Consider the following 24,090-nt stretch of genomic DNA (forward strand, 5'->3'; position numbering starts at 1 on the left):
TCCGTTTCTCAATCGTATTTAATAATGGACAGCTGCCTGTCAACAATCCTTCGCTCTGCGTCATCGAGCAGGTCGTAGTATATATTGTCAACATATAGCCTGCCCTTTTTTGTCAGGACATAGGCGTCCGAAACCTCCGCCAACAGGCCGGCTTCCATAAGCTTACTAAGCTTCGGCAAGAACACCTCGCGGCAGACCGAATGTTCAAATTGAGACTTGTTGAGCCTGAGGATTTTCGGGAATCCGACGATTTGCATATAATTCATTTGCTGATCCGTCAAGACTTTTATCTGCGAATAAGACGGCGTCGGCAGCGTGACATACGCATGATACAGAGGATTGCGGTATTTGCATCGGCCTATCAGCCCGAAAGCCCCGGAACCGATCGCAAGGCAATTGCTGACATTGTCCTCCCCGCCGTAATAGGATGTTTCCATGATGATATCGCCGCGTTTGACAAAGCCATAGGATGTTTCCTGGCGATAGCCGCCTTCTTCCAGCATGGCCATATCGTGATCCATCATCGCGAGAAGCTCACTTGTTGACGGAAGCTGAACCGCGCCGTCTTTGATAGACGGCTCAAGCTTATTTTTCATCGGATACAGGTGGCTGTAGTCAATGCCGCCTACATCAAGTCGCATGGCCGTTTTTAGATCCCGTTCGACGATCTGTTTCGGCGTCCGTTCAAATCCATAGTCAGGATAACCATATAAAATATCGACAAATACGTTTATGTTGTTTTTGCGAAGTGTTTCAAGGGTCAGATAGACCTCTTCAAGCGTTGCCTCGATTTCAAAAAAATCACGCAGCGGGCGATAAAACGTCTGTACGCCTGTGCTGACACGTGTGATATTTTCATCCAGCAAAAATGCGATCATTTCGGGTTGATACAGCGACGTCGAGGATCCTTCCATATTGATAGCCGCATTCGGCAGCATGTCGTAATTTTTTCGAATCACGGCAAGTATCCGGGCCAAAAGAAAGGGCGGGATCAATGACGGCGACCCGCCGCCGAAATGGATATTGTTAATAGAAAATCCGTATGGAGCATAATATTCAAGCTCTGCAATGACCTTCTCCACGTACCCATTGATAGCATCAAGATTGTATTCCTTGTCGAATCCGCAAAAACGGCATTTCGAATCACAAAATGGGAAATGCACATAAAGCATCGTGTCAGCGCCGCGATTCCTATCAAGTTCCTGCGCGAATGATTTCTTCAGCTCGGCAGAGCTTCTGTCCCGGAGCAAATCAATATGTGGATAATAATACTGATGCGGAAGCAATATTTTTTGATTAAACATGAATTTACTCAATTCTCTTTTTTATAATCTTGATGGAAGCCGATGGCTCAAAGAATAGGAAAAGATGTTCGCCAGAAACTTGGACGATCTCAAAGGGCGCGTCGATAAACGCGCGCCATTTCTCAGGTTCCAAATGACTCAGCAGATGATCGTCTTCGGCCCAGATCATCGTCGTCGGCACCTTGATCTTTCGGAACGGTTTCTCCGGTTTGTAACGGTGCAGCATGACAGAATCCGCATTGAAAATCCGGACAATGTTCGTTATTTCCCGGGCAAATCCCTCCGGATTGCGCATCGGCAGAGCATACTGATGAAGCATTTTTGCATATACGAACACATCGCTTTCCGATACAACGCCCCTTTTCTCAAATGCGTAATCCGATGCCGACTCGGAAAACAATTCCGTCTGCTCTGTTCCAGAATGCGTTTGCGTCCCCACAAGATAACGAATGATTTCCGTCAGATACTTTTTCGATTTTTCATTATAAAAAAGTGTCGCGCCATCTCCCTGGCTGTCGGGCGTTGCCCCGCTGACCAGAAAAAAATGCTTCGGCAGCGGCGCGCCGTTTTTGTTTATTTCGCCATAAAGCTCATACGCGGCAACCGAGCCAAGGCAGTAACCTAAAATCGCATAAGGCGTTTGAAGTCTTTTTTCTATCTGCCTGTAAAGATCCTTTGCCAGTAATTTCATATCAGAGATAAAGGCATCCCGGAAACGCAGGCCTCTGCCGGGAAGTTCAACCGGACAGACCTCCACGTTGCCATCAAACATTTTTCGCCATTTAATAAACATCATCGCCGAAGCGGATGCCCCCGGAATACAGAATAAAATCATTTTGCAGGCACGTACCTTTCCACCGTATTGACAAAATCATCCACGCCGCCGCCCGCCAGCTTCATCAGATCCTCATTTGCAAAGCGAATATCATACTTTTCTTCTATAACCGTTATCAATTCGATAAATCGCAATGAATTAAGATTGTCAAGATAACTCTGCGCATCACATGCAATCAGGTCGGTATCCTGGGGCGCAGCGATTTTTAAAATAATTTCTTCGATTTCTTTCAGCATTTAATTCTCTTTCTTTCCCGTATCTTTTAATCTTTCCGCAACCGTGACAGTCATCTTCCTAACTGTGTCATTTGAATACAGATCTGTCGAAACCAGTCCGACGTTAAATTTGTTATTAACGTCCTCGAGAATCATCATTGCGGTGATGGAATTTCCGCCGAGGTCAAAAAAATTTTCATCTGGCTCAATACGATCGATCTCGAGAATCCGGCACCATATTTTTGTAATCTCTTTTTCCATGCGATGCTCCTTTTTGTATTAAAATACTAAATGGCCTCTATTATCAGGTGTGGCTAACATTTGACTTAAAAAAATACTGATCCCATCAAAACGAACGGCAATAATCCCGGTGGTTTTATTCCGTCGTCGCCCCCAAAGAGCCTCAAAAGCCACATGGCAGGATAAGGATGTTCAATATTTATCAAGGCTAACTTTTACGATTATACCAATAATTAATCCATATTAAAAGCAAAATGGCTCATGATTTTTAAAAAATTTTAACCGCTCAGACCGTGTCTCCCCCTCTGAAAAGATGTCGCGCGCATTGATATCTACCCCTAATATTGAACAAGCAACAAGAGGGTATTTTTATAAATACCGTTATGGATTCAAACGCAAATGTGTTGGCATTGCACCGTCAGAGAACGTGGGCCAAAATGCCAGGCAGCGAGCTTTCACAATCCCATTCGGGAATGAATGGGCATTGCGGATGCGAATGGGCGGAAGCCTTAAAGCATCAAAAGCAAAATAAAGAGTGGTCTTTTGTCCAGAATTCTATGGACATATCACTGACATGGTTTTTATATCTTTTGCCTGATCGCATCATTGCCCTTGCGGATGAGCCCCCGGGCCTCGCAAAGCGCCAGGTCAATTTTCTTCTCGCCGGCCGTCTCGAAACGCACCGCCGCAGTCCGGCCGGCCACCGACGCGATCTGTCCCCGGCCGAAACGCCTGTGGATCAGCACATCGCCCGGGTGCCAGCGCCGGCTGCGCGACGCCCCGCGCTTGCGCTGCTTTTCCCGGCGCATCTGCGCCAGATAGTCCGCCCCCAATTCCCCCAGGATTTTGCGGCGCCTTTTCTTTGGCTGGGCGGCGGACTTTTCTTCCTCGCCCATATAGCGGCGCACAAAGCGGGAAACCGCCGGCGCATCGGGACCGCTGACCGAGACAAATTCGAGTTCCCGGCGGGCCCGGGTCGCCCCGACATAAAACAGGCGCACCTCCTCGGCAAACAGCGCCCGCCCTTCCGGCGAATCCTCCAGCGCGGCCCGGGATGGAAATTCCCCCTCCACCGCGTCGATCACATACACCTTGTCGAACTCGAGGCCCTTGCTCGCGTGAATGGTCGAGAGGGTCACGCCGGCGGCGGGCCCGGGTGCCTGCGACGAAACGATTTGTGCCAGCTCGTCCAGGCGGTTTAAAAACTGCGTCTGGGTTTGAGCGCGGCCGGCCAAAATCCGGATGATCTTCAGCTTCTGGCGGATGCTTTCCTCCCGGTAGCCCCGCTCGATGCGAAACTGCAGATGCGCCTCGTAGCCCAGCCCGTCCAGGATCAGGCGGATCCCCGGCCCCGGAGCCATCGTCTTCAGCCGGGCGAACCCCTTTGCCTCGGCGGCGATTTTATCCGTCTGCCACTCGGGCAGCCCCGGCAAGGCCAGCAGCACATCAAACACGCTTTGTCCCGCCGGGGCCTGCATCGCCGCGGCCATCTGCTGCCGCGAGAGGCCGCAGTCCATTTTGTAGTAAATGCGCGCAAAGATTCCGCGATCCGTCGGATCCTTGGCCAGCGCGAAGAAATCCCGAATGTCCAGCACCGTGAAGTGAGAAAAAAACAGCGGCCGGTGCTCTTTGAGCCGATAGCGCACGCCCTCCCGTTCAAACAGATCCACCAGGGGCAGCGCCGACTCGTTGTTGCGGTACAAAATTGCCGTCTCCTTGCCTTCACTGCGAATGGCCGCGAGCAAAAAGCGGTAGCTCTCTTCGGCGGAGGCCACCCGCTGATGCACCGGCGGCACACCCGGGGGATTCTGTGTGATCATGTGCTTGGGGGTGCGCCCGCGGTTGAACACGATGAATCGGTCGGACGCCGCGACCAGCTGCGCCGTGCTGCGGTAGTTGGTCTCCATCAATAACACCTTTGCCCGGGGGTAATGCGCTTTAAAATGCAGCAGCATGGCCGGCGAGGCCCCGCGAAAACCATAGATGCTCTGGTCCTCGTCGCCCACCACAAAAAAATGGCCGCCCCGCCCAGTCAAAAGCCGCAGAATGGCAAACTGCAGCGGCGAAGTATCCTGGGCTTCGTCCAGATTGATATATGGATAGCGCCGGGCAAAATCCGCCCGCAGGTCCGGGTATTTTTTCATCAGACCGTAGGCATAGCGCAAAATATCGTCGAAATCCATGACGCGCTTCCGTTTTTTAGTGGCTTCATAGCGCGCGAGGATCTGCGGGAAGCGCACCGCCTCCGGCATCAGCTCCGCGACGGCTTCCTCGTCCAGCATTTGATTTCGGGCCAGGGTCAGCGCCGATTCGATCTCCGCCATATCCGCATCCGTCGGAAAGGTCCCGTGAATCTGTTTGTAAATCTTTCGGAGCATCGGCTGCGTCTCCGCAAGAATATCAAAGGCCCGGCGGCGATATCGCCGCTCGTAGGCGCGAATCACCCCCAGCGCAAAGCTGTGAATCGTCGAGAAGCGCGGCACTTCGCCGGCGTCTCCAAAAAGCCGACGATACCAGCTTGACAGATCCGCAGCCCCGGCCCGGGAGAAGGTCAGGCTCAGGATGTGCTCCGCCGGAATCCCGCACGCCAAAATCATATAGGCCAGCCGGCAGATGATCACCGTGGTTTTTCCGCTGCCCGGCACGGCGAGCAGCAGCGTCGGCCCGTCCACCCGCGCGGCGGCGGCCATCTGCTGGGCGTTGAGGGCCAGACCATGGCGCGCCAAAAAAGCCCCCAAATCGGGGTGCGGATGCTGGGTTGTCTTTCTTTGACGGCTCACGGCGTTACTCCTGTTTTTTAATCCTATTTTACACCAAATCGCGCCATTAAAAAAAGCCAATGATCAAAAAACGATCATTGGCTTCAAAATGGCTGCGAAAAAGATTAACGGCATCCGACGCCGGCATAAACCATATCGACCACGGTGCCCATTTCGTCGCGGGTCGGCTGCACCGGATTGGTGGTCAGCGTGGTGTCCGCCATGGCGCGGTCGATGAGTTTGTCCCGGACCTCTGCAAAATTGTCCGTATCGGCCTTACTGGCCTTCAGACAAGTGGGAATGCCAAGCTTGCCGCAAAGCTCAAAGATCAGGCGCACAAAGGTTGCCGCCGCCGATGCCCCGGCATCCTGCGGCTCTCCGACAGATTCAAGCAGGCGCTTGTAAAGGTATTCGGCACGCTCGTCCTTGCCATTAAAGGCGACGACATAGGGCAGCACCATGGCGCAGGCCAGACCGTGGGGCAGGTGATACTGGGCGCCGACACCGTGGGCGATGGCATGCGCCATGCCGAGGCCGGAACTGTTAAAGGCGATCCCCGCCATGCTCGACGCGATCTGCATGCTGGCTTTGCTGTCGAGGTCGTGCCCGTTTTCGTAGCTGGGCAGCAGGCTCTTGAATACCAATTCGCAGGCCTTGGCCGCATAACAGCGCGAGAAGGGATTGTTGCCCGTCGACACGTAGGATTCCACCGCGTGGGTCAGCACGTCGAGACCCGTGGCCGCCGTGGCCCCCGCCGGAACGGATTCGATCAGTTTCGGATCGAGGATGGCCGCGTCGGGCATCATAATGTCGTCGGTCAGCGGGATTTTCGTCCCGGTTTTCTGGTCGGTAATCACGGCGTATTCCGTCACCTCCGAGCCGGTGCCGGCGGTGGTGGGAATGGCGATGAACTGCGGTTTGACAATGTATTCCCTGTCGGTGAACATCGCCTTAAAATGATAGGTATAATAAATGATCCCCTTGGCGGTGTCGATGGAAGAGCCGCCGCCCAGAGCGATCAGCACATCCGGACGGTCCATCAGAATGTGGGTCAGACCTTTTTCGACAATATCCGTGGAGGGATCCGGCTTCACATCCGGAAAAACATGGTATTCGATGCCCGCCGCTTCGAGCACATCCGTCACCATCTTGAGCAGGCCGAATTTAACCATGCCTTCGTCGGTAACGATGCAAACTTTTTGATAGCCCTGCTGGCCCAGCTTGGCAACGGAGCCAATGCCGTACCAAATTTTCGGCTTCACCTGAAACTGGCGAACCTTATCCATTTTGCTCATTATTTCCCCTTTTTATTTCAATTGTTTTATCGATTTGACGGTATAGAATCTCTTTGAGTCCTTTGCTAACCACACAAAGGGACGTCTTTATTATAGCAGGGGCTCGATTGCCTGTGAATGGCCTGACAAATATTTTGCTAAAGAAGGCGCGTTTTTATCCTTTGCCGGCGCCGTCCGTTTAAAAAATGGCATAAAAAAAGCGCCGAAGCGCCAAATAAAAACGCACACCCCGGGTCGATCAGCCGTGTTCAGACGTTACCCGGACAGTTTGCTCAGGTTAGAGAATTCTGCGGCACACAAGATTGCCTGTTTACTGCTGCTTCCTTCCGGACCTGACAGGGTTCGCAGGGTCTTATTGCGCAGGGTCCAACCATCAACGCCACTTATCCGGGGACAGGCTCCAAGCACCGCCACCTCCGCCGGGGAATTCAACCCTGCTACAGCGGATTGCAGGTTACAGAGCACCGCTACCTCTCCGTCTAGTGCGTTTGTTTATTCTATCGAATTTTGTTTCCCTTGTCAAGCGCCGTCTGCTCAGTCGATGCGGGGCTGCCAGCAGGGATCGGCCGCGGCGGCCAGACACCAGGCGATCATCTCCTCGCTGATTTTGTGGGTCAGCGGCGGCAGCGCGCCCGGGGCGAAAAAGGCCGCGGCGGCCGTCTCGCTGTTCTCTGCGAAATGCCCGCCATCCGTTTCGCAGAGCATAATGATTTTATACATCGAAAAAGGCGCCTCGTGAATGCTCTTCAGCCAGTCATAGATCGCCACCAGCCGCGTTGCCCGGACATTCAGCCCCGCTTCCTCGCGCACCTCTTTCTCGATGTTCTGTCTGACGGACAGGCCCACGTCCGCCCAGCCGCCGGGCAATGACCAGCGGCCATCGTTGAGCTTTTCCTGCACGAGCAGGATTTTCCCGCCTTCCACCACCGCTCCGCGGACATCCACCTTCGGCGTTTGATAGCCGCTTTCGCCGGCAAACATTTTGCGCACGCGGTCCGCCCCGGCCTGAGAATATTCGTTCATGATCTCCACCGATAAATCCCGCATCCGTTCATAGCGTTCAATATCGAAGGGATTTTTCGCATAGGCCAGACCGCTTTGCGCCTCCGCCTGGAGGGTTCTGGCCCAGATCAGCCATTTTTCCAACCGCACCTGGTCCTGGCCGGCGGCACTTTGCCGCTTCGCGTTGTTTTTTATCGTCATGGCGCACTCCTTTAAAATTTATTGTATCACGATTAAATTTTGAAATCAATTTCGAAAATCCTTTGACTTTTAAAAGGGCATCTTCTATAATGATTATAAATTAAATGATGCACTACTGAGGAGGAACATGATGAAAATCTATAAATGCACCAAATCCAACAAAATGGTTTATACCTTGATTGACGCCGACTGCACGCCGGAATGCTGCGGCGAACCCATGACCGAACTGACGGCCAACACTACCGACGCTGCGACCGAAAAGCATGTGCCGGTGATCACCGTTAACGGCGCTGCCGTCGACGTCGTGGTCGGCTCTGTGGAACACCCGATGCTCGAAAAACACTATATTCAATGGATCGCCATCGAAACCGAACAGGGCGTCCAGGTGAAATACCTGAAGCCCGGCGAAGCGCCGAAGGCCAGCTTCGCGCTGACCGCCGGCGACAAACTCGTCGCCGCCTACGAATACTGCAACCTGCACGGCCTGTGGAAGGCCGAAGCATAAACGCTCCCCCATTTCTAAAAAACCCCAACACAAGGCTGGGGTTTTTATTTTTTGTCGTTGGATATCAGGGGATTCTGCCGATGCCGGCATGCCCGAAAGAAAACCCGCGCTCACCGCCGTTGCGAGCGCGGGCTTTGCTTTGCCGCTTAATGCCGGCGCTTAGCGCCCTTGCGGCGGCGTTTGCCGCCGAGTTTCTGGCCGGCGATTTCCACAGCGACACGCTTGCCGGCGATGGCCGCGCCGTTCAGCTTGCGCACGACCTTCCCGGCCAGCGCCGAATCGACGGCCGCATACGTGAAATGGCCGTACATTGCAATCTCGCCCACGGCATCCGAGGCGATGCCCGACTCCCCGCAGATCGCTCCGAGCACATCCCGCTTTTTAGCGCCGTCCTTTTTGCCCACACCGATGAAGATCTTCGTGGTTTCCGCCGGATCGAAATGGGTGCGGCGTTTGCGCCGGATGCCCTTCCCGGTGCCTTTTTCGCCCGTCAGCATCAGATTGATGTCCCGGTCGTCGTGCCTGAAGGGCAGGTGCGCGCGCAGCAGCACTGCCGCCACATAGCGCATCTCAAATCCCTGCGCCGCCAGCTCGTCCACCGCCTGAAGATAGCGGGGCATATCGCTGTCATCGTCCGTCCATTCGCCGAAGCGGTCCTTAAACGCGTCGAGCCGGAGGGCAATGGCCGCCGGCTCGATGGGTTTGCGGGTGTAGCGGGTGATTTTTTTCAGCCGGTACTGATCCCGTCTGCGGGCAAGGGTCAGCGACAGACCGCTTTTGCCGGCGCGCCCGGTGCGCCCGATGCGGTGCACATAATATTCCTCGTTGTCCGGCACGTCGTAATTAAATACGATGTCCACATCGTCCACGTCGATGCCCCGGGCCGCCACGTCCGTCGCCACCAAAATGGCCAGCCGCCCCTCGGCGAATCGGCGCAGCACGGCCAGGCGCGCTTCCTGACGCATGTCCCCATGGATTTTATCCGCCGAATACCCCCGGTCCTGCAGGGCGTTGGTCAGCTCGTCCACATATTTTTTCGTGTTGCAGAAAATCAGCGCCCGCCGCGGCCGGTACACGGCCAAAAGCCGGGTCAAAGCCTCGAATTTCTGCCCGTCCACGATGCTGTAATAACGTTCCTCGATGCCCGCGGCCACCATGTTCTTCGGCGCGATGGCCACCGTTTCCGGATCGCGCTGATAAAGCTCGGCCATTTTGGTGATCGGGGCCGGCATCGTCGCCGAAAACAGCGCCGTCTGCACTGGGTGATCCACCCGGTCCAAAATCGCCTCGATATCTTCGCGAAAGCCCATGTCGAGCATTTCGTCCGCCTCGTCGAGCACCACCATCCGCATCGCGTCGAAGCGCAGCGTCCCCCGCCGCAGGTGATCCATGATGCGCCCCGGCGTGCCGACGACGATCTGCGCGCCGCTCTTGAAGGCGCGGATCTGCTTCGGCATCGACGCGCCGCCAAACACGGCCGCAATGGCCACCCCCTCCGAACAGGTCAGCAGCTTTTCAAATTCGCCGGCCACCTGGAGCGCCAGCTCCCGGGTCGGCAGCAGGATAAGCACCTGGGGCCGTTTTGCCGCCGGATCCACCTTCTGCACCGCCGGAATGGCAAAGGCCAGGGTTTTGCCCGTCCCCGTCTGGGAACGCCCGATGATGTCCTTGCCGGCCAAAAGCCTGGGAATGGCCTGCGCCTGAATGGCCGTCATCTCCGCAAAGCCCATCCGGGCCACCGCGTCCAAAATTCGCTGATCCACCGCTAACGTGTTAAATTTCATAGAACCCTCTTTCATATTGATTTTTTTCTCAATCTTTCATTCGCTCTTACTTCTGGGCATAAACGCAAAAGCGGCGGGCCTTTTAAAGCCCGCCTGACCTCAAAAACCGATTTATTTATTTTTCCGCTTGCTCTGTTTGAACAAAGTGAGCAATGCCTTGCCGATGATGGTCACCAAAACGGCCGAAATGATGGCCTCCGGCACCCCGTTGGCGCCGACCACCCCCATGATCAGCCCAAACACCGCCGCCATCGGCTGGTTGCTGGTCGCCGCATATTGCCCGGCCAGCAGCAGATAAATGCTGCCCATCACAAAGACGGTGTTGGTCATGGCGCCGACAAAACCGGTGATCGGCAGCGCCACAAACTGGTTGAGCTTTGTCTTGCTCAAAGCGACCCACAGCCAGCCGGCGATCACGCCGATCATGATGCGGCAGCCCGCCGCGATCCAAATCGCCTTGACCGCCCCCGTCGGGCCGCTCGCCAGCGCCGGCGAAAAGGCAAAGCTCATCGCCGTCGGCGCGATGGTGTTGTTAATCATCGAGCAGATACCGAACACCGCCCCCAAAATACCGCCGGCCAGCGGTCCCAGCAGAATCGCCCCGATGATCACCGGAATCTGCAAAGTTGATGCCTTGATAAACGGCAGGGGAATAAGCCCCAGCGGCGTGAACGACATCACCAGAATAATGGCCGCGAGCAAGGCGATGGTCACCATCCAGCGCGTGTCGTGCGCCGGGCCGCGATTTTCAATACGGGATTGTGTCTGCATTTTTTACCTCCAACTGCCTCTTCTCCTTGCACATCGGCGAGAATGAAGCGTCTGTTAACTCATCAAAAGCCTCTCAACCCTTCTTTCCCTTGTTAAAAGCTCTTCTGATTTTTCTATTTTAGCACAGACTCTCCGCTTTTTAAATCTTATTTTAAACTTTATCGCACCGCCGAAAACCCGGGAATTCTTGCCATTTCCCGGGGATGATGCTAAAATGAAATGCAGAAAATTGCGGCCTTGCGCTGTGATTTTTTAACGCATAGGGAAAAGATGAAAGAACGAGGCGATTATGATTCAAAATTCTGTTTTAACCATGCTTTTCATTTTAGGCGCGCCCTTCACGCTTTACGGCGTGTATTTTCTCGTGATCGGGCTGATGGGGCTCCGGCGCTGCCGGACCTATCCAGAGGCCGCTCCCAAAAATCGTTTTGCCGCGGTTATCGCCGCCCGCAACGAGGCCGAGGTTATCGGCAATCTGATTGACTCGCTGCGGGATCAGGATTATCCTCGGGAACTGGTCGATATTTATGTGCTCCCGAATAATTGCACCGACAATACGGAAGCGGTGGCCCGGGCTCACGGTGCCAAAACCTATGCCTGCAGCCGCGCTGTGCGCTCCAAGGGCGCCGCCCTCGAAGAATTTTTCGACGCGATTCTTTTACAGAACGACAGCTATGACGGCTTTTGCGTCTTTGATGCCGACAACCTGGTCGATCCCCACTTCTTTTCCGGGATGAACAACGCCCTGTGCGCCGGCGAAGTCATGGCCCAGGGCTATCGCGAGGGCAAAAATCCGGTATCCTCCTGGGTATCCGGCTCCCAAACGATTTTCTATTACACCATCGACCGCTTCCTCAATCTGGCGCGCACCCATTGCGGGCTGAGCGCCCTGCTCAACGGCACCGGCTTCATGGTCGCTGCCGACATTTTAAAGGACGGCGGCTTTCGCACCTTCACCCTGACGGAAGACATCGAATTCACAACCCAAAACATCATCAAAGGGCATCGCGTCGCCTGGGTGCCGGAAGCCAAGATTTATGACGAAGTGCCGGAAACCTTCGGCGCCTCCTGGAAACAGCGGATGCGCTGGTCCACCGGCACCGTTCAATGCCTTGCCCAATATGCGCCCCGGCTGTGGCGCCAATTTCGCCGGACCAAGCGCTGGGCCTGCATGGACATGATTTTATATTTGGCGGCTCCCCTGGTGCAGGTTTTTCAGGCAATCTTTTCTGTCGTCACCTTTATCATCACGGCCATGCTTGCCATCAACCTGCAGAACTTTTCCAACTTGGAAACGACGGTTCTCTCCGGCATCGGCGGCGTTATCCTGACGGTTCTCTTTGCGCTCTGGCTGGTCAAGCTCGAAAAGCATCCCATTCACTTTGTGAAGCGGTCTGCTTTTGTCTCTTTCTGGTTCTGGCTGACGTCCTGGATGGTCATCAACGTGGCGTGCATCCTGCAACCGCTGACTACCTGGGAGCCCATTGTCCACACCCATAATATCCAACTCAAACAACTTCAAATGGAAAACGCCGAATAAGCACAAAACCCTCACCAAGCACCGCAGCGAACGGTGCTTTTTTTGTGCGTTTTTGGGATGCCCGTTTGCCTCGGTAACCGGCACGGCGCCGCGCCTTAAATGCGGGCATTAAAAACGCCCCGCGGCCGGGCTGGGTGCGCCGCGCCGCGAGGCGCTGTGTGCTTTGTTTTAATATTTTTATAATAAAAGCTCAGTTTGAATCGTTATGCGCTGCCATATAACGGCGGATCGCTTCCAAATCTTCCTCGCGGATGATGATCTCCGAATCTCCGCTGTCCAAAATCACTTCCCCCTCGGACACGTCCACGGCGTGTCTGCTTTCCGGCACGCGGCTGGCCGAAACCGTCCGCCTGTCCGCGCTGATATCGACCGAAGCCGGCCGTTTGGCCGCGGGTTCAGTCGGCGGGCAATTAAACAACTGGGCGATGCGGATGAGCCCGTCGACGATCGCATCGTTCAAATGGTCCCGTTTGGTCACAAAACTCAGCTGCCCGGCCAGATTGGCCCCCGCCTCGAGAATGGCCGGATCCGCCGTCTTCTGCGGCAGCCTGTACAAACTGTCGCAAAATGACCGTGTGACCGCCGCGAACGTTTCGCGGTCCGTCGCCGGATCGCTCACCATGTCAATAAAGCGGTCCAGCTCGGCCTCCGCCTCGCTGATGTCGCCTGATACTGCCGCGGCTTTTTCAGGCGCCTCTGTGGCAATCGGCCCCGATGCGGCTACGGATTTTTCAAGTCCTGCGGATGCTTCAGCCGCCTCGGCAGATTCGGTCTTTTCAAAATCGGCCTCGTTTCTGAAGGCGTCCGCCGTTTCAAGCGCCTCTTCAGGGGCTGTGGGTTCCGGCGCTTCAAAAGAGCTGGAGGCTTTGATGCCGTCAAAGGCGTCGCCCTCCTCTTCAGGGATGCTTTGCGCTTCAGCGACTGTTTCCGGCTCAAACAGCGAATCCTCTTCTTCAAAAAGATCAACCGCTTCATCCTCCGGTCCGCCGTCGAATCGAACGGCTTCCCCGGGCGCTTTCATCTCCGATGCGTCGGCTGCCGCCGGCACCCCGGCCTCGTCTTCCTGGCCGGCAAAAAAACCGCCGATGCCGTCAAAGGCGTCGCCCTCCTCTTCAGGGATGCTTTGCGCTTCAGCGACTGTTTCCGGCTCAAACAGCGAATCCTCTTCTTCAAAAAGATCAACCGCTTCATCCTCCGGTCCGCCGTCGAATCGAACGGCTTCCCCGGGCGCTTCCGTCTCCGATGCGTCGGCTGCCGCCGGCACTGCGGCCTCGTCTTCCTGGCCGGCGAAAAAACCGCCGATGCCGTCAAAGGCGTCGCCCTCATCTTCGGGGGCGCTTTGCGCTTCAGCGACTGTTTCCGGCTTAAACAGCGAATCCTCTTCGAAAAAATCGGCTGCTTCATCCTCCGGTCCGCCGTCAAACTGAAATGCGGCATCGGACGTCATCGCCTCCGCCGTTTCATCCGGATCCGCAGCCTGCGCCGCCGGCACATCATCCTCGAGCACGGAGCCGCGCAGCAGCCAGCTTGGCTTTTTTGCCGTTTCATCCTCCGCTGCCAACTGTTTTTTCTGGCGTTTGCCCCAGAAAATGTGCACCGCGACGACAAGTGCAAAATCCGCCGCGGCCGTCATCAAAAGCAGACGAATCGAGATGCCGAAGGCCATCAGGTATTCCACCGCGATCACCACGAGCTCTGCCAGCAGGATAAACAGTCCGGCGGCCCAAAAACGTTTGGCAGCCCCGGTGAAGTCGCCCAAAGCCATGATGATCAGGCGAATGCCCGTCATGAATAATAAAATAATGACGAGGTCGCCGCGAATTTCAGCGCCCCTCTTGACGCCGGACAGAGCGAGCATGCCGAAAACGGCAATCACGATCGCAACGCAGTCCAGAATAAAAAGACGCCCCAGTCCCTCTTCTTTGTGTGACATAATTTCTCCTTATTTGGCAAGTTTTAACGGTTCAAATCCGCCCGGCAGACCGCTGCCGAACGCATTCCCGGATATTATTTAAATTGAAATCTGAAACTAAATTGTTTTTATTATATCAGATGCCGCCTAAAATGTATAATCCTACTTGTAATTTCGGCTAAATTTTCCGTTTTAAACCCGCTTTTGTCCACAATATTGACAATTCATGATATAATAAGGACCATTCTTTTTTAACGCTTATTAGATTTGGAGTAATACGATTTTGGATCAACCACGCAAAAGAACCTCTCGTCAAGTCCGCAGCGATCAGCCGGCTTCGTCCCGGACGACCGGCACCGGACGCCGGCAAAATGCCGCGCAGACGCCGCCCCAACGCCCGGCTGCAGGCGATTACCGCCGGCCGGCTCCGCGGCGCACCAACGATGCCCCTGCCCGGCGCAAACGCCAGCGGCCGGCATCATCGCGCACGGTCTCCGGACAACGGCCCCGCCCGCCGCAAAACACCTCACGGCCCGTCTCCGCCCAAAGCCGCAGGCCCCTGCCCCGGCGCGACGGGCAGCGGCCGCTGGGCAGCCGTCGGCCGTCCCGCAAGCTGCCCCCGGCCAAACGCCGCCCTTCCTTTTTGAAGGCCCACCGGCGTGGCCTGCTGACCTTCCTTCTGATTTTGGTCGCTCTCCTCGGCGTCGGCTATTTCCTATTGACGCGCACTAAGCCGCTGGTTTTTGCCAGCGACAAATACGGCATCAGCGCCGAAGCCGCAGCCCAGGCCCGCAGGCACCGCATCCGCAACGTGCTGCTCCTCGGAACGGACGGCCGCAACAACGTCGACGGCTCCCGATCCGACACCCTCATGATTCTCTCCGGCGATTTTGAACATAAATCGCTGAAAATCAGCTCCATTCTTCGGGATTCCTATGTCTCGATTCCCGGCCACGGCTACGGCAAACTCAACGCGGCCTATTCCTACGGTTCGGCCGACAGCGCCGCCGATGACCAAAAAATCGAAAACGGCGCCGCCCTGGCGCTCAAAACCGTCAACCGCAACTTCGACACCGCGATGACCGATTACGTCGTCGTCGACTTCAGCTGCGTCATTAAAATGGTGGACGCCGTCGGCGGAGTCAAGGTCGACATTAAATCCGAGGCCGAGCGCGAAAGCCTCAACGCCAATGTCGGCGACATCAACGCCAACGTCTCCGGCCACGCCGCTTCGGGCCCTGTCCGCGGCATCGGCACCCAAAAGCTCAACGGGGTTCAGGCCCTGGCCTACGCCCGCATCCGCCATGTGGGCAACGGCGATTTCGAACGCACCCAGCGTCAGCGCGCCGTCCTCAATCAGGTTTTTGCTAAGGCCAAAAAACTCAGCCTGATCAAGCAGTACAAGCTTTATAAGGCCATCAAGCCTTATATCCACACCTCGATGTCCGGCCGCGAAATCTTCAAATATCTCTTCAATGTCGCGCTGATCCGCGGCGCCGGCATCAAGCAGCAGCAGATTCCCGACAGCAACCTGACCTCCGTGGGCATGCTCCGCGGCGTTTCCTATGTCTTCCCCAAGACACTGGAAAACAATATCATCGCGCTGCACAACTTTATCTACGAAGAGGACTACACCCCTTCCGATACGGCCACGGGCATCAGCACGCACATCCAAAATGTCTGGCCTTATTAAACGCAAAAACGCCCCGCCCGGTTAGCCCGGACGGGGCGTTTTATGATGTGAATTATCCCACTGTCAGCCGATCCACGGTGAATCCGCTGCGGTAGCTTCTGCAAAAATGACGGGTGCAGGATTTGTAAATCCGAAAGCGCTTTTGAGCTGAGACTTCGTCGCCGTATACCTTCCAGCAGCCCACGCATTTGCATTGGCGTCCGCGATGAACCACAAACCCGGCGACATCCTCCAGGGGATAGCCTAAAAACAGGCCGATCTCGTGAGGAAAATGCGCTTCGGACTTCAGCCGCGCCGTCAAATGGGCGATGAGCCGCTCCGGATCTGCCGCGGCGTCCGCCGGATAACCGTAATGCGCCAGAAACCGGCGCGCCGCCCCCGTGTCCAGGTGGGCACAAAGCGCCTTAGGACGATAAACGTAAATCAGCGCACGGTCCCGGCTCCTGCGCAGGCACCGCGCCCAAACCCCTTTGGGGCCCAGCGCCGCATTCCAGCGCAAAATCACCCGATCCACTTCTGTCTTGCTGCCGCCGGCATTGAACAAGCTGCCGACCTTCAGACCGGCCAGCGTCGGCGCACAATTACGAATCAGCTGAATATCCGACATGGCTTTCTTTAACCCGGCGAATCGGCTGCAAGTCCCTTAAAGGGCTTTTGCCAGCGCTTCACCCAGGGCCTTGCATTCCGCCTTGGCCTCATCATCCGGCGTTTCGTTGCAGATCACGGAATCGGCCACACGGTCGGCGCCGGCATCGGCGCAATCGTCTTCCCAGGTGCGCATCCATTCGCCATCCCCCCAGCCATAAGAGCCGAAGAGCACGATTTTCTTGCCGCTCAAGCTATCTTTCACGTCGTCGAACATCGGCTGCATTTCGGATTCTTCCAGTTGTTCGGCTCCCATCGACGGGCAACCGAAAGCGATGCCGTCAAATTCGGCCACCTTGCTGCTGTCAAAATCCGCCGCCTGAAAAACTTCGACCTCTGCACCGCCGGCTTTGATACCCGCTTCCACAGCGTCTGCCATGATTTCCGTGTTGCCGGTGCCGCTCCAAAATACTAATGCTGCTTTACTCATTTTTTTCTTCCTTTCTCCAATGAAATTTATATCCTATGTTAGATTTTTCTAACAGAATAGGCTTATTAAATGGCATTCCGAATCGCTCGATCTCGAAATGCCGTTCACACGCTTCGATCATTTAGCTTATACTAACTTTCTTAGTAAAATCTTGTCTTCCCCGAAAATCGGGAAAGACAAACGTTTTTTCGAACGGACATGCCGACGCATCCCGATGCCGCATGGCTTAAGCCACATCATCCTTCAATACATTGGTCATATTGTACAGGCAGATGCCCACCGTGGATGAATTGTGCAAAATCGCGGCCAATCCAGGCATGAAAATGCCGAAAACCCCGCCGAAAATGATGGCCGTATTAAAGCCGACGATAAAACGGCGGTTGTTCGTCAGGCGATTCATCAGCCGATTGGCCAATTGCTTGAGCACCACCAGCTGGTACAAATCGTCCTCGGAAATGGTCACATCCGCTATTTCTCGAGCAATGTCCGCACCCTCTGCAATGGCGACGCCCACATCTGCCGCCGAAAGCGCCGGCGAATCGTTAATCCCGTCGCCGACCATCATCACCGTGCGGCCCAGTGTTTTTTCCGCCTCAACATAGCGGGCCTTGTCTTCCGGCAGCACTTCTGCGTGATATTCGCTCAGGCCGGCCTTGGCCGCGATGGCTCTAGCCGTTCTTTCGCTGTCCCCTGTCATCATGACAATCTTGCCGACACCGGCCGCCTTGAGCCTGCCCACTACGTCGGGCACCTCTGCCCGCAGCGGATCCTCGATGCAGATGACCGCCGTCAGCTCGCCGTTAATCCCCAGATAAAGATGGGAATAATAGGGCGAGAGGCTGTCCAAAATGGCCTGGGCTTTCTGGCTGACGTGAATGGCTTCATCCTCGAGAACAAAGTGATGGCTGCCGATAACGACGCGCGCGCCGTCAATGGTTGAGGCAATGCCGTGAGCCACAATATATTCCACCTTGGAATGCATTTCCTCGTGGGTAATGCCCCGCTCCTCGGCGCCGCGAACCACCGCATTCGCCATCGAATGGGGGAAATGCTCTTCCAGGCACGCCGCAATGCGCAGCATTTCCGTCTCGGAGCGGCCGTCGGTCACCACTACCTCTTTTAACGTAGGGGTTGCTTTAGTGAGGGTGCCGGTTTTATCGAAAATGATCGTATCGGCTTTGGCGATATTCTCCAGGAATTTGCCGCCTTTCACCGTGATGTGATGACTGCTGGCCTCCCGCATGCCGGAGAGCACCGCAATGGGCACCGACAGCTTGAGCGCGCAGGAATAATCCACCATCAAAACGGAAACCGCCTTGGTAACGTTGCGGGTCAAAAGGCCCGTCAGCAAAGCCCCGGCAAAGGTGTAGGGCACCAGCCGATCCGCCAAGTTTTCGGCCCGGCCCTGGGCTTCGGATTTGAGCTTTTCCGAATCCTCAATCATCCCGATGATTTTTTCATAGCGGGTTTCCCCCATCGCCGTCCTCACCCGGATGGTCAGGCTGCCTTCCTCCACGACGGTCCCGGCATAAACCGTGCTTTCCGCTGTCTTGCGGACGGGAACCGATTCCCCGGTCATCGCCGCCTGGTTCACCATGGCCTCGCCGGTAACGACCGTCCCGTCGAGGGGAATCATCGAGCCGACTTCCACGCGAATCAAATCGTCAACATTGATCTCGTCGATGCCGGTTTCCACGCTGCTGCCGTCAGGCTGAACGGCCCAGACCTTTCCGACGTTTAACGCCATGGAATTGGCCAAATCGGAAACGGACTTTTTATAGGTCCATTCCTCGAGAATTTCGCCGATCTTCAGCAAAAAGCTCACCGAGCTTGCCGTTTTAAAATCCGCGGTAACAATCGCTGCGGTTAACGCCGACGCGTCGAGCACCTCCACCGTCAGTCCCTTGCCGCTAAAAAGGGCTTTAACCCCTTTGACAATATAGGGCAGCGAATTGATCAGAGCCAGCACCCCGCGGATCCCCGCGGGCAAAAACGCCCATCGCAACACGCGGCCGGCCACAGCCGAGACCATTTTATCCCAATAGCGGGAGGAAATCTCGAGCCCGGAATCCGGCGCTTTTTCGATTAAAGCCTGATTCGAAAGGTCGATGCCCTCAAGGGCGCGGATGACCCTTTCCCGATCTCCGTGATAAAACACGACGATATCGGCGGTGCGGATCATGATTTTAACGTCGTCAACCCCTTCGGTTCGCATGAGCACCCAGCGAATGGCGTCGGCCTCCCGAAAGCTGACGGGATAGGGCAGGCGCACCCGCATGCGGCCGCAAATATCGTGGGCAATTAAAAACTTTTCCATCGCCCGCCCTTATTTGGCCGCTTCCGTCGTTTCTTCCTTTGTGTGAAGCATTGCCGCCTTTTCGGCCGCCTTTTGTTCGTTCACTTCCTTGGCTTCGGCCACAACATCGCCGGCGCCGGACTGAACTTCCGCCACTTTGTCGAGCACGCAGTCCTTGGCGCGCAGCGCCGCCGCCGTACAGGCGGTATAAACCTTCTTGGCTTCCTTGCTGGCCAAAATAGCCAGCCCCGCCGTGCCGAATACCAAACCGCCCGCAAAATAACCGATTTTTGTTTTGTTGAATTTCATGTCTTTCACCTGTTTTTATAAATTTCGGCAACGCAATATTTTGAATGATGCTTTCTTCGTTTACTACATTCTCCGCGTTTTTTCTTCCGATGAAATTATATTAGCATCTGTTTAAATCCCTGTCAAAGCTTAGCTTCAACTGTTTTTTATCGGTTAAGACTTCAGTTTTTTCTAACTAACCAAGGCGCAACTAATTTTGTTGATTATAATTTTAACATTACTTCTTGGTTGTCCATGGCAAACCGACTTTCCGTGAAAACCGCCCTTATGGGCCGCGATTAAACGATGATTTTATCCGCCATCGATTTGTCGATGGCAACGCGGCTTTCCTTGATCTGGACGATCAGATTCCCCCCCAACTTCTGGATCGGCTTGACCGTCGCGCCAAGAACGAAGCCGAGATCATTCATATGTTTGATCACTTCGTCTTTGCCGCGAATGAATTTAATTTGATATTCTGTGTTGAGATCAGCCAATGATAACGGCATGTCTTCCTCCCGTTCTTCTTTCCATTTTTCGTGTGCGCTTCTTCTTTTGATCTGGCAGCGCGCGGCGTCAGACGGCGCCGCAAAGCACCACAAACAAGAAAACTGCCAGCGTCCCCCGCATCATTTGTTCCGCCCGAAAATGCACTACTTTTTCGAGTTTCACATCAACAGGATCCGACTGACAGTCTTCTTTGCCGCAAACCACAACCGACTTCCCGGATCTATGGTAAATCTTTTGTTTCGGAAAATGGGCGCCGGGCGAGCTGAAAGAAGAGGAACCGAATCGTTTCGGTATTATATAACCCGGCCTCCCGCTGGAACTGCACTACTGAACCAGTTTTGTTCCGGCTATGGCATTTGGCATTTGTCTTTCCCTAAATCATCAAAGAAGGAGGGCAGACCGTAAGGTCTGCGTTTATATATCATGTGGATTTTAACCACAGGGAAAGCTAATTCATTTAAGAAGCTTTCTTCTTTTGGGCGTAGCCGTCAAGCCGCGCCCGCTGTTCCGGCGTCGGCCCGGACTGGCATCCGCCATGACAGTTTCCTGCCGAGGCACAATCCCCGCATTGGAGGTTCCCGCCGTTCTTCAGGGTTTTATGCAAAGACCGGACGGCAGCAACCACCACCGCGAGAACAATGAGCCCGACGATAATGGTTCCAAGCATTTTTATGCCTCCGCTCTGGCCGCATCCAGGAGTTGCTTGTTCGGATCAGGTCTGAACAGCATGTAGCAGATCCCGACCACAACCGCAATGCCGATAACGGTCCAGAAATTGAATCCGACTTCACCGGACACCAGGCCGCCGATTTGGTAGACGGCCATCGATACCAGATAGGCCAGGCCGCATTGATAGCCAATCGCGCCCCAAGTCCATTTGGCATTGCCCATTTCCCCTTTGATCGCGCCAATCGCTGCAAAGCAAGGTGCGCAGAGCAGGTTGAACACCATAAAGGAGAAGGCAGAAATCGAGGTGTAGTCTTTGGCAATGGCTGCCCACAGGGCCGCATTGCCAGCTTCCGCATCCGATGCGTGGTGGTAGAGAATCCCAAAGGTCCCGACCACGTTTTCTTTGGCCACAAGGCCGGTGATGGCTGCCACAGCCGGCCGCCACGTACCCCAGCCCAGCGGGACAAACAGCCAGGCAATGGCGCGTCCCACAACGGCCAGAATGGAATGATCCATATTGTCAACCATGCCGAAGGATCCGCCTTCAACGCCGAAGCCCTGAAGGAACCAGATCACGATGGTGGACAAGAGAATGATGGTCCCGGCTTTCTTGATGAAGTGGGACGCTCTTTCCCAGACGCTTCTGAGCACGTCGGAAACCCGCGGCCAGTGATAGGCTGGCAGTTCCATCACGAAGGGCGCCGGATCCCCGGCGAACGCCTTGGTCTTTTTCAGCATAATGCCCGACACGATGATCGCCGCAATCCCGATAAAATAGGCGGAGGTTGCCACCCAGCCGGAATTGTGGAAAATCGCCCCGGCGATCAGCGCGATGATCGGGAGCTTTGCTGAACACGGAATAAAGGTTGTCGTCATGACCGTCATGCGGCGGTCACGCTCGTTTTCAATGGTTCTGGAAGCCATGACGCCCGGAACCCCGCACCCGGTCCCGATAAGAATCGGAATGAAGGACTTGCCGGATAGACCGAATTTTCTGAACACCCGGTCCATGACAAAGGCAATGCGCGCCATGTAGCCGCAGCCTTCAAGGAAGGCCAGGAAGAGGAAGAGCACAGCCATCTGCGGCACAAAGCCGAGCACCGCGCCGACTCCGGCAATAATTCCATCAAGAATCAGGCTGGAGAGCCAGCCGGCGACGTGCGCCGATTTGAGCAGCCCTTCAACAAAGGGCGGAATGATGGTGCCAAACAAGGAATCGTTCACCCAGTCGGTGGCCATGGTCCCAACGGTCGAGATGGATACGTAATAAACGCCCCACATGACCAGAATAAAAATCGGCAGCCCGAGAATCCGGTTGGTGACGATTTTATCAATTTTATCAGAAATGGTCAGCTGACCTTTATTTTTCTTGTCGTAAACGCCGCGGACCCATTCGCCGATGATGTTGTAGCGCTCGCCGGTAATAATGGATTCCGCATCGTCATCCATTTCCTTTTCGCAGGCGGCGATATCGCCCTTGACGTGTTCCATCTTCGCCGCATCGAGATTCAGATGCGCCGTCGCCTTGGTATCGCCTTCAAAAATCTTGACGGCATACCAACGTTGTTCTTCTTCCGGCAGATCGTGAAGCAGGGCTTCTTCAATATGGGCCAGGGTGTGTTCCACCGCCCCTTCAAATTTGTGCTTCGGCAGGTATTTTTCACCCTTTTCTGCAATGGCCACGGTCTTTTCAATGAGTTCATTGACGCCGGTGCCCTTCATGGCGGAAATCGGCACAACCGCGCATCCCGTAATTCGAGACAGGCTGTCAAAATCAATTTTGTCGCCGTTCTTCTCGACGACGTCCATCATGTTGATGGCAATGACGGTCGGAATGCCGCATTCCAATACCTGGGTGGTCAGATAGAGGTTGCGTTCCAGGTTGCTCCCGTCGACGATGTTAATGATCGCGTCCGGTCTTTCCTGCACGATGTAGTCTCTGGCGACCACTTCTTCCAATGTATAGGGCGAGAGGGAATAAATCCCCGGAAGGTCTGCAATGGTGACTTCTTTATGCCCCTTGAGCTTCCCTTCCTTTTTTTCAACCGTAACGCCCGGCCAGTTGCCGACATATTGATTCGCCCCCGTTAATGAGTTGAATAAGGTCGTCTTCCCGGAGTTCGGGTTGCCGGCCAATGCAATAATTTTTGCCATTTGTTCTCCTATCCTAATAAGATTCGCTCAGTGCTTGACAAAGACTTATAAAACTTCGACCATTTCGGCGTCCGCTTTTCTAAGACTGAGTTCATAATCGCGAACGGTGATTTCAATCGGATCGCCAAGGGGGGCAACCTTCCGGACATAAACTGCCTGTCCTTTGGTTAATCCCATATCCATGATCCGCCTTTTAATCGGGCCGGCTCCATGGATTTTCTTGACCGTCGCGGTATCACCTACCTGAACGTCTTTGAGTGTTGCCATGTGAATCCTCCTTCTTCATTCGGTATTGTCGTGAAAGTTACCGGTTGTCGAACCCACATGCGCGCACACAAAATGAATGGATTAGAGCATCTATTAATCGCAAATGTTTGTTCGAACTCATCTAACCTTGATCTGAGTTTAGCACCTCTAACCCTCTGCTGTCAACCCTTTCTAACACAAAAATGTATTTTTTATGTATTTTTTTGTTTTGAAGACTTGCTTATGTTAGCTTTTTCAAATTTAATTGTGCTAACTTTTGCATTGCGCGTCAACCAGCGCTTTCCATTAGTTTAAATTTATTTTAAAGAAGGTTTGGTTCCGCCATTTTTATGTTCTTAATTTTGCATGGTTATTCAAAAAATCGCATAAAAAAGGCAACGCCCGCAAACAGGCGTTGCCTTTCAAAGAGATGGATTCCATTCCCGCTTGGGGAAGGAGGAATGAATTAATGATGGTTAAATATGAAGATCCGTTCTTCAACCAACCAAAACCCTCTCCAAACGAACAGAGAAGATTGTAAGCAATTATCACAGTTCCAAAAGCCCTGAACCGGGGCTTTGCAGAACGGATCGCTGTGCCGGTCTTCTGGCTTCACGATATCATCCGGCTCCCTTCCCATCGCGCCCAATCACAAACGACAGTGGTCATGAACCGGCTTTTCGCGTCACAGCTGCGATCACAGCACGGGAATCCCACCCGTTTCCCAACATCACAGGATCTTGCTCATATTTAACTGTCCTTATTATAGGGGATACAAACTATGCTGTCAATTAAA

22 protein-coding genes, 1 other RNA gene and 1 riboswitch are annotated in these 24,090 nt (G+C 54.5%); of the genes, 3 read left to right on the plus strand and 20 right to left on the minus strand.

The window, feature by feature from the left end; translation table 11 throughout:
* Nucleotides 1–8: 8 nt before the first annotated feature.
* The 8 genes from HMPREF0721_RS05550 to HMPREF0721_RS05580 form a co-directional block, all read right to left on the minus strand.
* Nucleotides 9–1,304, minus strand: coding sequence for a radical SAM protein (locus tag HMPREF0721_RS05550; RefSeq protein ID WP_006598635.1), 1,296 nt, complete (start codon nt 1,302–1,304; stop codon nt 9–11).
* A gap of 4 nt (nt 1,305–1,308) precedes the next feature.
* Nucleotides 1,309–2,139 (minus strand): thioesterase II family protein, encoded by an 831-nt coding sequence (locus HMPREF0721_RS05555; RefSeq protein ID WP_006598636.1) that lies wholly within the window; start codon nt 2,137–2,139, stop codon nt 1,309–1,311.
* Complete coding sequence (locus HMPREF0721_RS05560) at nt 2,136–2,375, minus strand: hypothetical protein (protein ID WP_006598637.1); 240 nt, start codon at nt 2,373–2,375, stop codon at nt 2,136–2,138. Before HMPREF0721_RS05560 ends, HMPREF0721_RS05555 begins: the two co-directional genes overlap by 4 nt.
* Nucleotides 2,376–2,615: an acyl carrier protein gene (locus HMPREF0721_RS05565; protein ID WP_006598638.1), complete on the minus strand. Its 240-nt coding sequence runs from the start codon at nt 2,613–2,615 to the stop codon at nt 2,376–2,378.
* Between the two features lie 560 nt (nt 2,616–3,175).
* Nucleotides 3,176–5,374 carry an ATP-dependent helicase gene (locus HMPREF0721_RS05570; RefSeq protein WP_242821857.1) on the minus strand — a complete coding sequence of 733 codons (2,199 nt, stop codon included), beginning with the start codon at nt 5,372–5,374 and terminating at the stop codon, nt 3,176–3,178.
* A gap of 104 nt (nt 5,375–5,478) precedes the next feature.
* The gene (locus HMPREF0721_RS05575; protein WP_006598641.1) at nt 5,479–6,648 is read right to left on the minus strand and encodes a 1-propanol dehydrogenase PduQ; all 1,170 of its coding nucleotides are present in this window, start codon (nt 6,646–6,648) and stop codon (nt 5,479–5,481) included.
* Nucleotides 6,649–6,868: 220 nt separating this feature from the next.
* Nucleotides 6,869–7,136, minus strand: an RNA gene (ffs, locus tag HMPREF0721_RS11490) — signal recognition particle sRNA large type.
* A gap of 46 nt (nt 7,137–7,182) precedes the next feature.
* On the minus strand, nt 7,183–7,851 hold the full coding sequence (locus HMPREF0721_RS05580; protein ID WP_006598643.1) for an NUDIX hydrolase: 669 nt from the start codon (nt 7,849–7,851) through the stop codon (nt 7,183–7,185).
* A 127-nt stretch (nt 7,852–7,978) separates the two neighbouring features.
* Between HMPREF0721_RS05580 and HMPREF0721_RS05585 the strand changes: the two genes are divergently transcribed.
* Nucleotides 7,979–8,356: a desulfoferrodoxin family protein gene (locus HMPREF0721_RS05585; RefSeq protein WP_006598644.1), complete on the plus strand. Its 378-nt coding sequence runs from the start codon at nt 7,979–7,981 to the stop codon at nt 8,354–8,356.
* A gap of 146 nt (nt 8,357–8,502) precedes the next feature.
* On the opposite strand, the gene HMPREF0721_RS05590 is transcribed toward HMPREF0721_RS05585, so the two are convergent.
* Nucleotides 8,503–10,140, minus strand: coding sequence for a DEAD/DEAH box helicase (locus tag HMPREF0721_RS05590; protein WP_050786967.1), 1,638 nt, complete (start codon nt 10,138–10,140; stop codon nt 8,503–8,505).
* A 111-nt stretch (nt 10,141–10,251) separates the two neighbouring features.
* Nucleotides 10,252–10,911 carry an ECF transporter S component gene (locus HMPREF0721_RS05595; protein ID WP_006598646.1) on the minus strand — a complete coding sequence of 220 codons (660 nt, stop codon included), beginning with the start codon at nt 10,909–10,911 and terminating at the stop codon, nt 10,252–10,254.
* A gap of 289 nt (nt 10,912–11,200) precedes the next feature.
* Here HMPREF0721_RS05595 and HMPREF0721_RS05600 point away from each other — a divergent pair, with 289 nt between their 5' ends.
* Nucleotides 11,201–12,451: a glycosyltransferase family 2 protein gene (locus HMPREF0721_RS05600; protein WP_006598647.1), complete on the plus strand. Its 1,251-nt coding sequence runs from the start codon at nt 11,201–11,203 to the stop codon at nt 12,449–12,451.
* A 190-nt stretch (nt 12,452–12,641) separates the two neighbouring features.
* Here the strand turns inward: HMPREF0721_RS05600 and HMPREF0721_RS05605 are convergent, their stop codons facing one another.
* Nucleotides 12,642–14,384 carry a hypothetical protein gene (locus HMPREF0721_RS05605; protein ID WP_006598648.1) on the minus strand — a complete coding sequence of 581 codons (1,743 nt, stop codon included), beginning with the start codon at nt 14,382–14,384 and terminating at the stop codon, nt 12,642–12,644.
* A 262-nt stretch (nt 14,385–14,646) separates the two neighbouring features.
* On the opposite strand from HMPREF0721_RS05605, the gene HMPREF0721_RS05610 reads away from it, so the two are divergent.
* Complete coding sequence (locus HMPREF0721_RS05610; RefSeq protein ID WP_006598649.1) at nt 14,647–16,056, plus strand: LCP family protein; 1,410 nt, start codon at nt 14,647–14,649, stop codon at nt 16,054–16,056.
* Nucleotides 16,057–16,108: 52 nt separating this feature from the next.
* Here HMPREF0721_RS05610 and HMPREF0721_RS05615 read toward each other — a convergent pair whose 3' ends face one another.
* From HMPREF0721_RS05615 to HMPREF0721_RS05650, 9 genes are all read right to left on the minus strand, one after another.
* Nucleotides 16,109–16,663, minus strand: coding sequence for a DUF3793 family protein (locus HMPREF0721_RS05615; protein ID WP_006598650.1), 555 nt, complete (start codon nt 16,661–16,663; stop codon nt 16,109–16,111).
* Nucleotides 16,664–16,699: 36 nt separating this feature from the next.
* A complete protein-coding gene (locus HMPREF0721_RS05620) occupies nt 16,700–17,131 on the minus strand; it encodes a flavodoxin (RefSeq protein WP_006598651.1) in 432 nt (143 codons plus the stop codon).
* Between the two features lie 226 nt (nt 17,132–17,357).
* Nucleotides 17,358–19,448: a heavy metal translocating P-type ATPase gene (locus HMPREF0721_RS05625; RefSeq protein ID WP_006598653.1), complete on the minus strand. Its 2,091-nt coding sequence runs from the start codon at nt 19,446–19,448 to the stop codon at nt 17,358–17,360.
* A 9-nt stretch (nt 19,449–19,457) separates the two neighbouring features.
* On the minus strand, nt 19,458–19,736 hold the full coding sequence (locus HMPREF0721_RS05630) for a DUF6110 family protein (RefSeq protein WP_006598654.1): 279 nt from the start codon (nt 19,734–19,736) through the stop codon (nt 19,458–19,460).
* A gap of 278 nt (nt 19,737–20,014) precedes the next feature.
* A complete protein-coding gene (locus tag HMPREF0721_RS05635) occupies nt 20,015–20,224 on the minus strand; it encodes a FeoA family protein (protein ID WP_040639942.1) in 210 nt (69 codons plus the stop codon).
* Between the two features lie 67 nt (nt 20,225–20,291).
* Nucleotides 20,292–20,429: a hypothetical protein gene (locus HMPREF0721_RS11775; RefSeq protein ID WP_006598656.1), complete on the minus strand. Its 138-nt coding sequence runs from the start codon at nt 20,427–20,429 to the stop codon at nt 20,292–20,294.
* A gap of 253 nt (nt 20,430–20,682) precedes the next feature.
* On the minus strand, nt 20,683–20,892 hold the full coding sequence (locus tag HMPREF0721_RS05640; RefSeq protein ID WP_006598657.1) for a FeoB-associated Cys-rich membrane protein: 210 nt from the start codon (nt 20,890–20,892) through the stop codon (nt 20,683–20,685).
* Between the two features lie 2 nt (nt 20,893–20,894).
* A complete protein-coding gene (gene feoB, locus HMPREF0721_RS05645) occupies nt 20,895–23,048 on the minus strand; it encodes a ferrous iron transport protein B (RefSeq protein ID WP_006598658.1) in 2,154 nt (717 codons plus the stop codon).
* 45 nt (nt 23,049–23,093) lie between these two features.
* Nucleotides 23,094–23,315: a FeoA family protein gene (locus tag HMPREF0721_RS05650; protein WP_006598659.1), complete on the minus strand. Its 222-nt coding sequence runs from the start codon at nt 23,313–23,315 to the stop codon at nt 23,094–23,096.
* 558 nt (nt 23,316–23,873) lie between these two features.
* Nucleotides 23,874–24,089: riboswitch (cobalamin riboswitch) on the minus strand.
* Between the last annotated feature and the right edge of the window lies 1 nt (nt 24,090).

Origin of the sequence: Pseudoramibacter alactolyticus ATCC 23263 (genome assembly GCF_000185505.1) — a bacterium.
GTDB lineage: Bacteria > Bacillota > Clostridia > Eubacteriales > Eubacteriaceae > Pseudoramibacter > Pseudoramibacter alactolyticus.

What these genes read in the sequence shown, in the direction of transcription:
- HMPREF0721_RS05550 (WP_006598635.1), bottom strand. Translation starts at nt 1,304, where the DNA reads ATGTTTAATCAAAAAATATTGCTTCCGCATCAGTATTATTATCCACAT.
- HMPREF0721_RS05555 (WP_006598636.1), bottom strand. Translation starts at nt 2,139, where the DNA reads ATGATTTTATTCTGTATTCCGGGGGCATCCGCTTCGGCGATGATGTTT.
- HMPREF0721_RS05560 (WP_006598637.1), bottom strand. Translation starts at nt 2,375, where the DNA reads ATGCTGAAAGAAATCGAAGAAATTATTTTAAAAATCGCTGCGCCCCAG.
- HMPREF0721_RS05565 (WP_006598638.1), bottom strand. Translation starts at nt 2,615, where the DNA reads ATGGAAAAAGAGATTACAAAAATATGGTGCCGGATTCTCGAGATCGAT.
- HMPREF0721_RS05575 (WP_006598641.1), bottom strand. Translation starts at nt 6,648, where the DNA reads ATGAGCAAAATGGATAAGGTTCGCCAGTTTCAGGTGAAGCCGAAAATT.
- HMPREF0721_RS05580 (WP_006598643.1), bottom strand. Translation starts at nt 7,851, where the DNA reads ATGACGATAAAAAACAACGCGAAGCGGCAAAGTGCCGCCGGCCAGGAC.
- HMPREF0721_RS05585 (WP_006598644.1), top strand. Translation starts at nt 7,979, where the DNA reads ATGATGAAAATCTATAAATGCACCAAATCCAACAAAATGGTTTATACC.
- HMPREF0721_RS05590 (WP_050786967.1), bottom strand. Translation starts at nt 10,140, where the DNA reads ATGAAATTTAACACGTTAGCGGTGGATCAGCGAATTTTGGACGCGGTG.
- HMPREF0721_RS05595 (WP_006598646.1), bottom strand. Translation starts at nt 10,911, where the DNA reads ATGCAGACACAATCCCGTATTGAAAATCGCGGCCCGGCGCACGACACG.
- HMPREF0721_RS05600 (WP_006598647.1), top strand. Translation starts at nt 11,201, where the DNA reads ATGATTCAAAATTCTGTTTTAACCATGCTTTTCATTTTAGGCGCGCCC.
- HMPREF0721_RS05605 (WP_006598648.1), bottom strand. Translation starts at nt 14,384, where the DNA reads ATGTCACACAAAGAAGAGGGACTGGGGCGTCTTTTTATTCTGGACTGC.
- HMPREF0721_RS05615 (WP_006598650.1), bottom strand. Translation starts at nt 16,663, where the DNA reads ATGTCGGATATTCAGCTGATTCGTAATTGTGCGCCGACGCTGGCCGGT.
- HMPREF0721_RS05620 (WP_006598651.1), bottom strand. Translation starts at nt 17,131, where the DNA reads ATGAGTAAAGCAGCATTAGTATTTTGGAGCGGCACCGGCAACACGGAA.
- HMPREF0721_RS05625 (WP_006598653.1), bottom strand. Translation starts at nt 19,448, where the DNA reads ATGGAAAAGTTTTTAATTGCCCACGATATTTGCGGCCGCATGCGGGTG.
- HMPREF0721_RS05630 (WP_006598654.1), bottom strand. Translation starts at nt 19,736, where the DNA reads ATGAAATTCAACAAAACAAAAATCGGTTATTTTGCGGGCGGTTTGGTA.
- HMPREF0721_RS05635 (WP_040639942.1), bottom strand. Translation starts at nt 20,224, where the DNA reads ATGCCGTTATCATTGGCTGATCTCAACACAGAATATCAAATTAAATTC.
- HMPREF0721_RS05640 (WP_006598657.1), bottom strand. Translation starts at nt 20,892, where the DNA reads ATGCTTGGAACCATTATCGTCGGGCTCATTGTTCTCGCGGTGGTGGTT.
- feoB (WP_006598658.1), bottom strand. Translation starts at nt 23,048, where the DNA reads ATGGCAAAAATTATTGCATTGGCCGGCAACCCGAACTCCGGGAAGACG.
- HMPREF0721_RS05650 (WP_006598659.1), bottom strand. Translation starts at nt 23,315, where the DNA reads ATGGCAACACTCAAAGACGTTCAGGTAGGTGATACCGCGACGGTCAAG.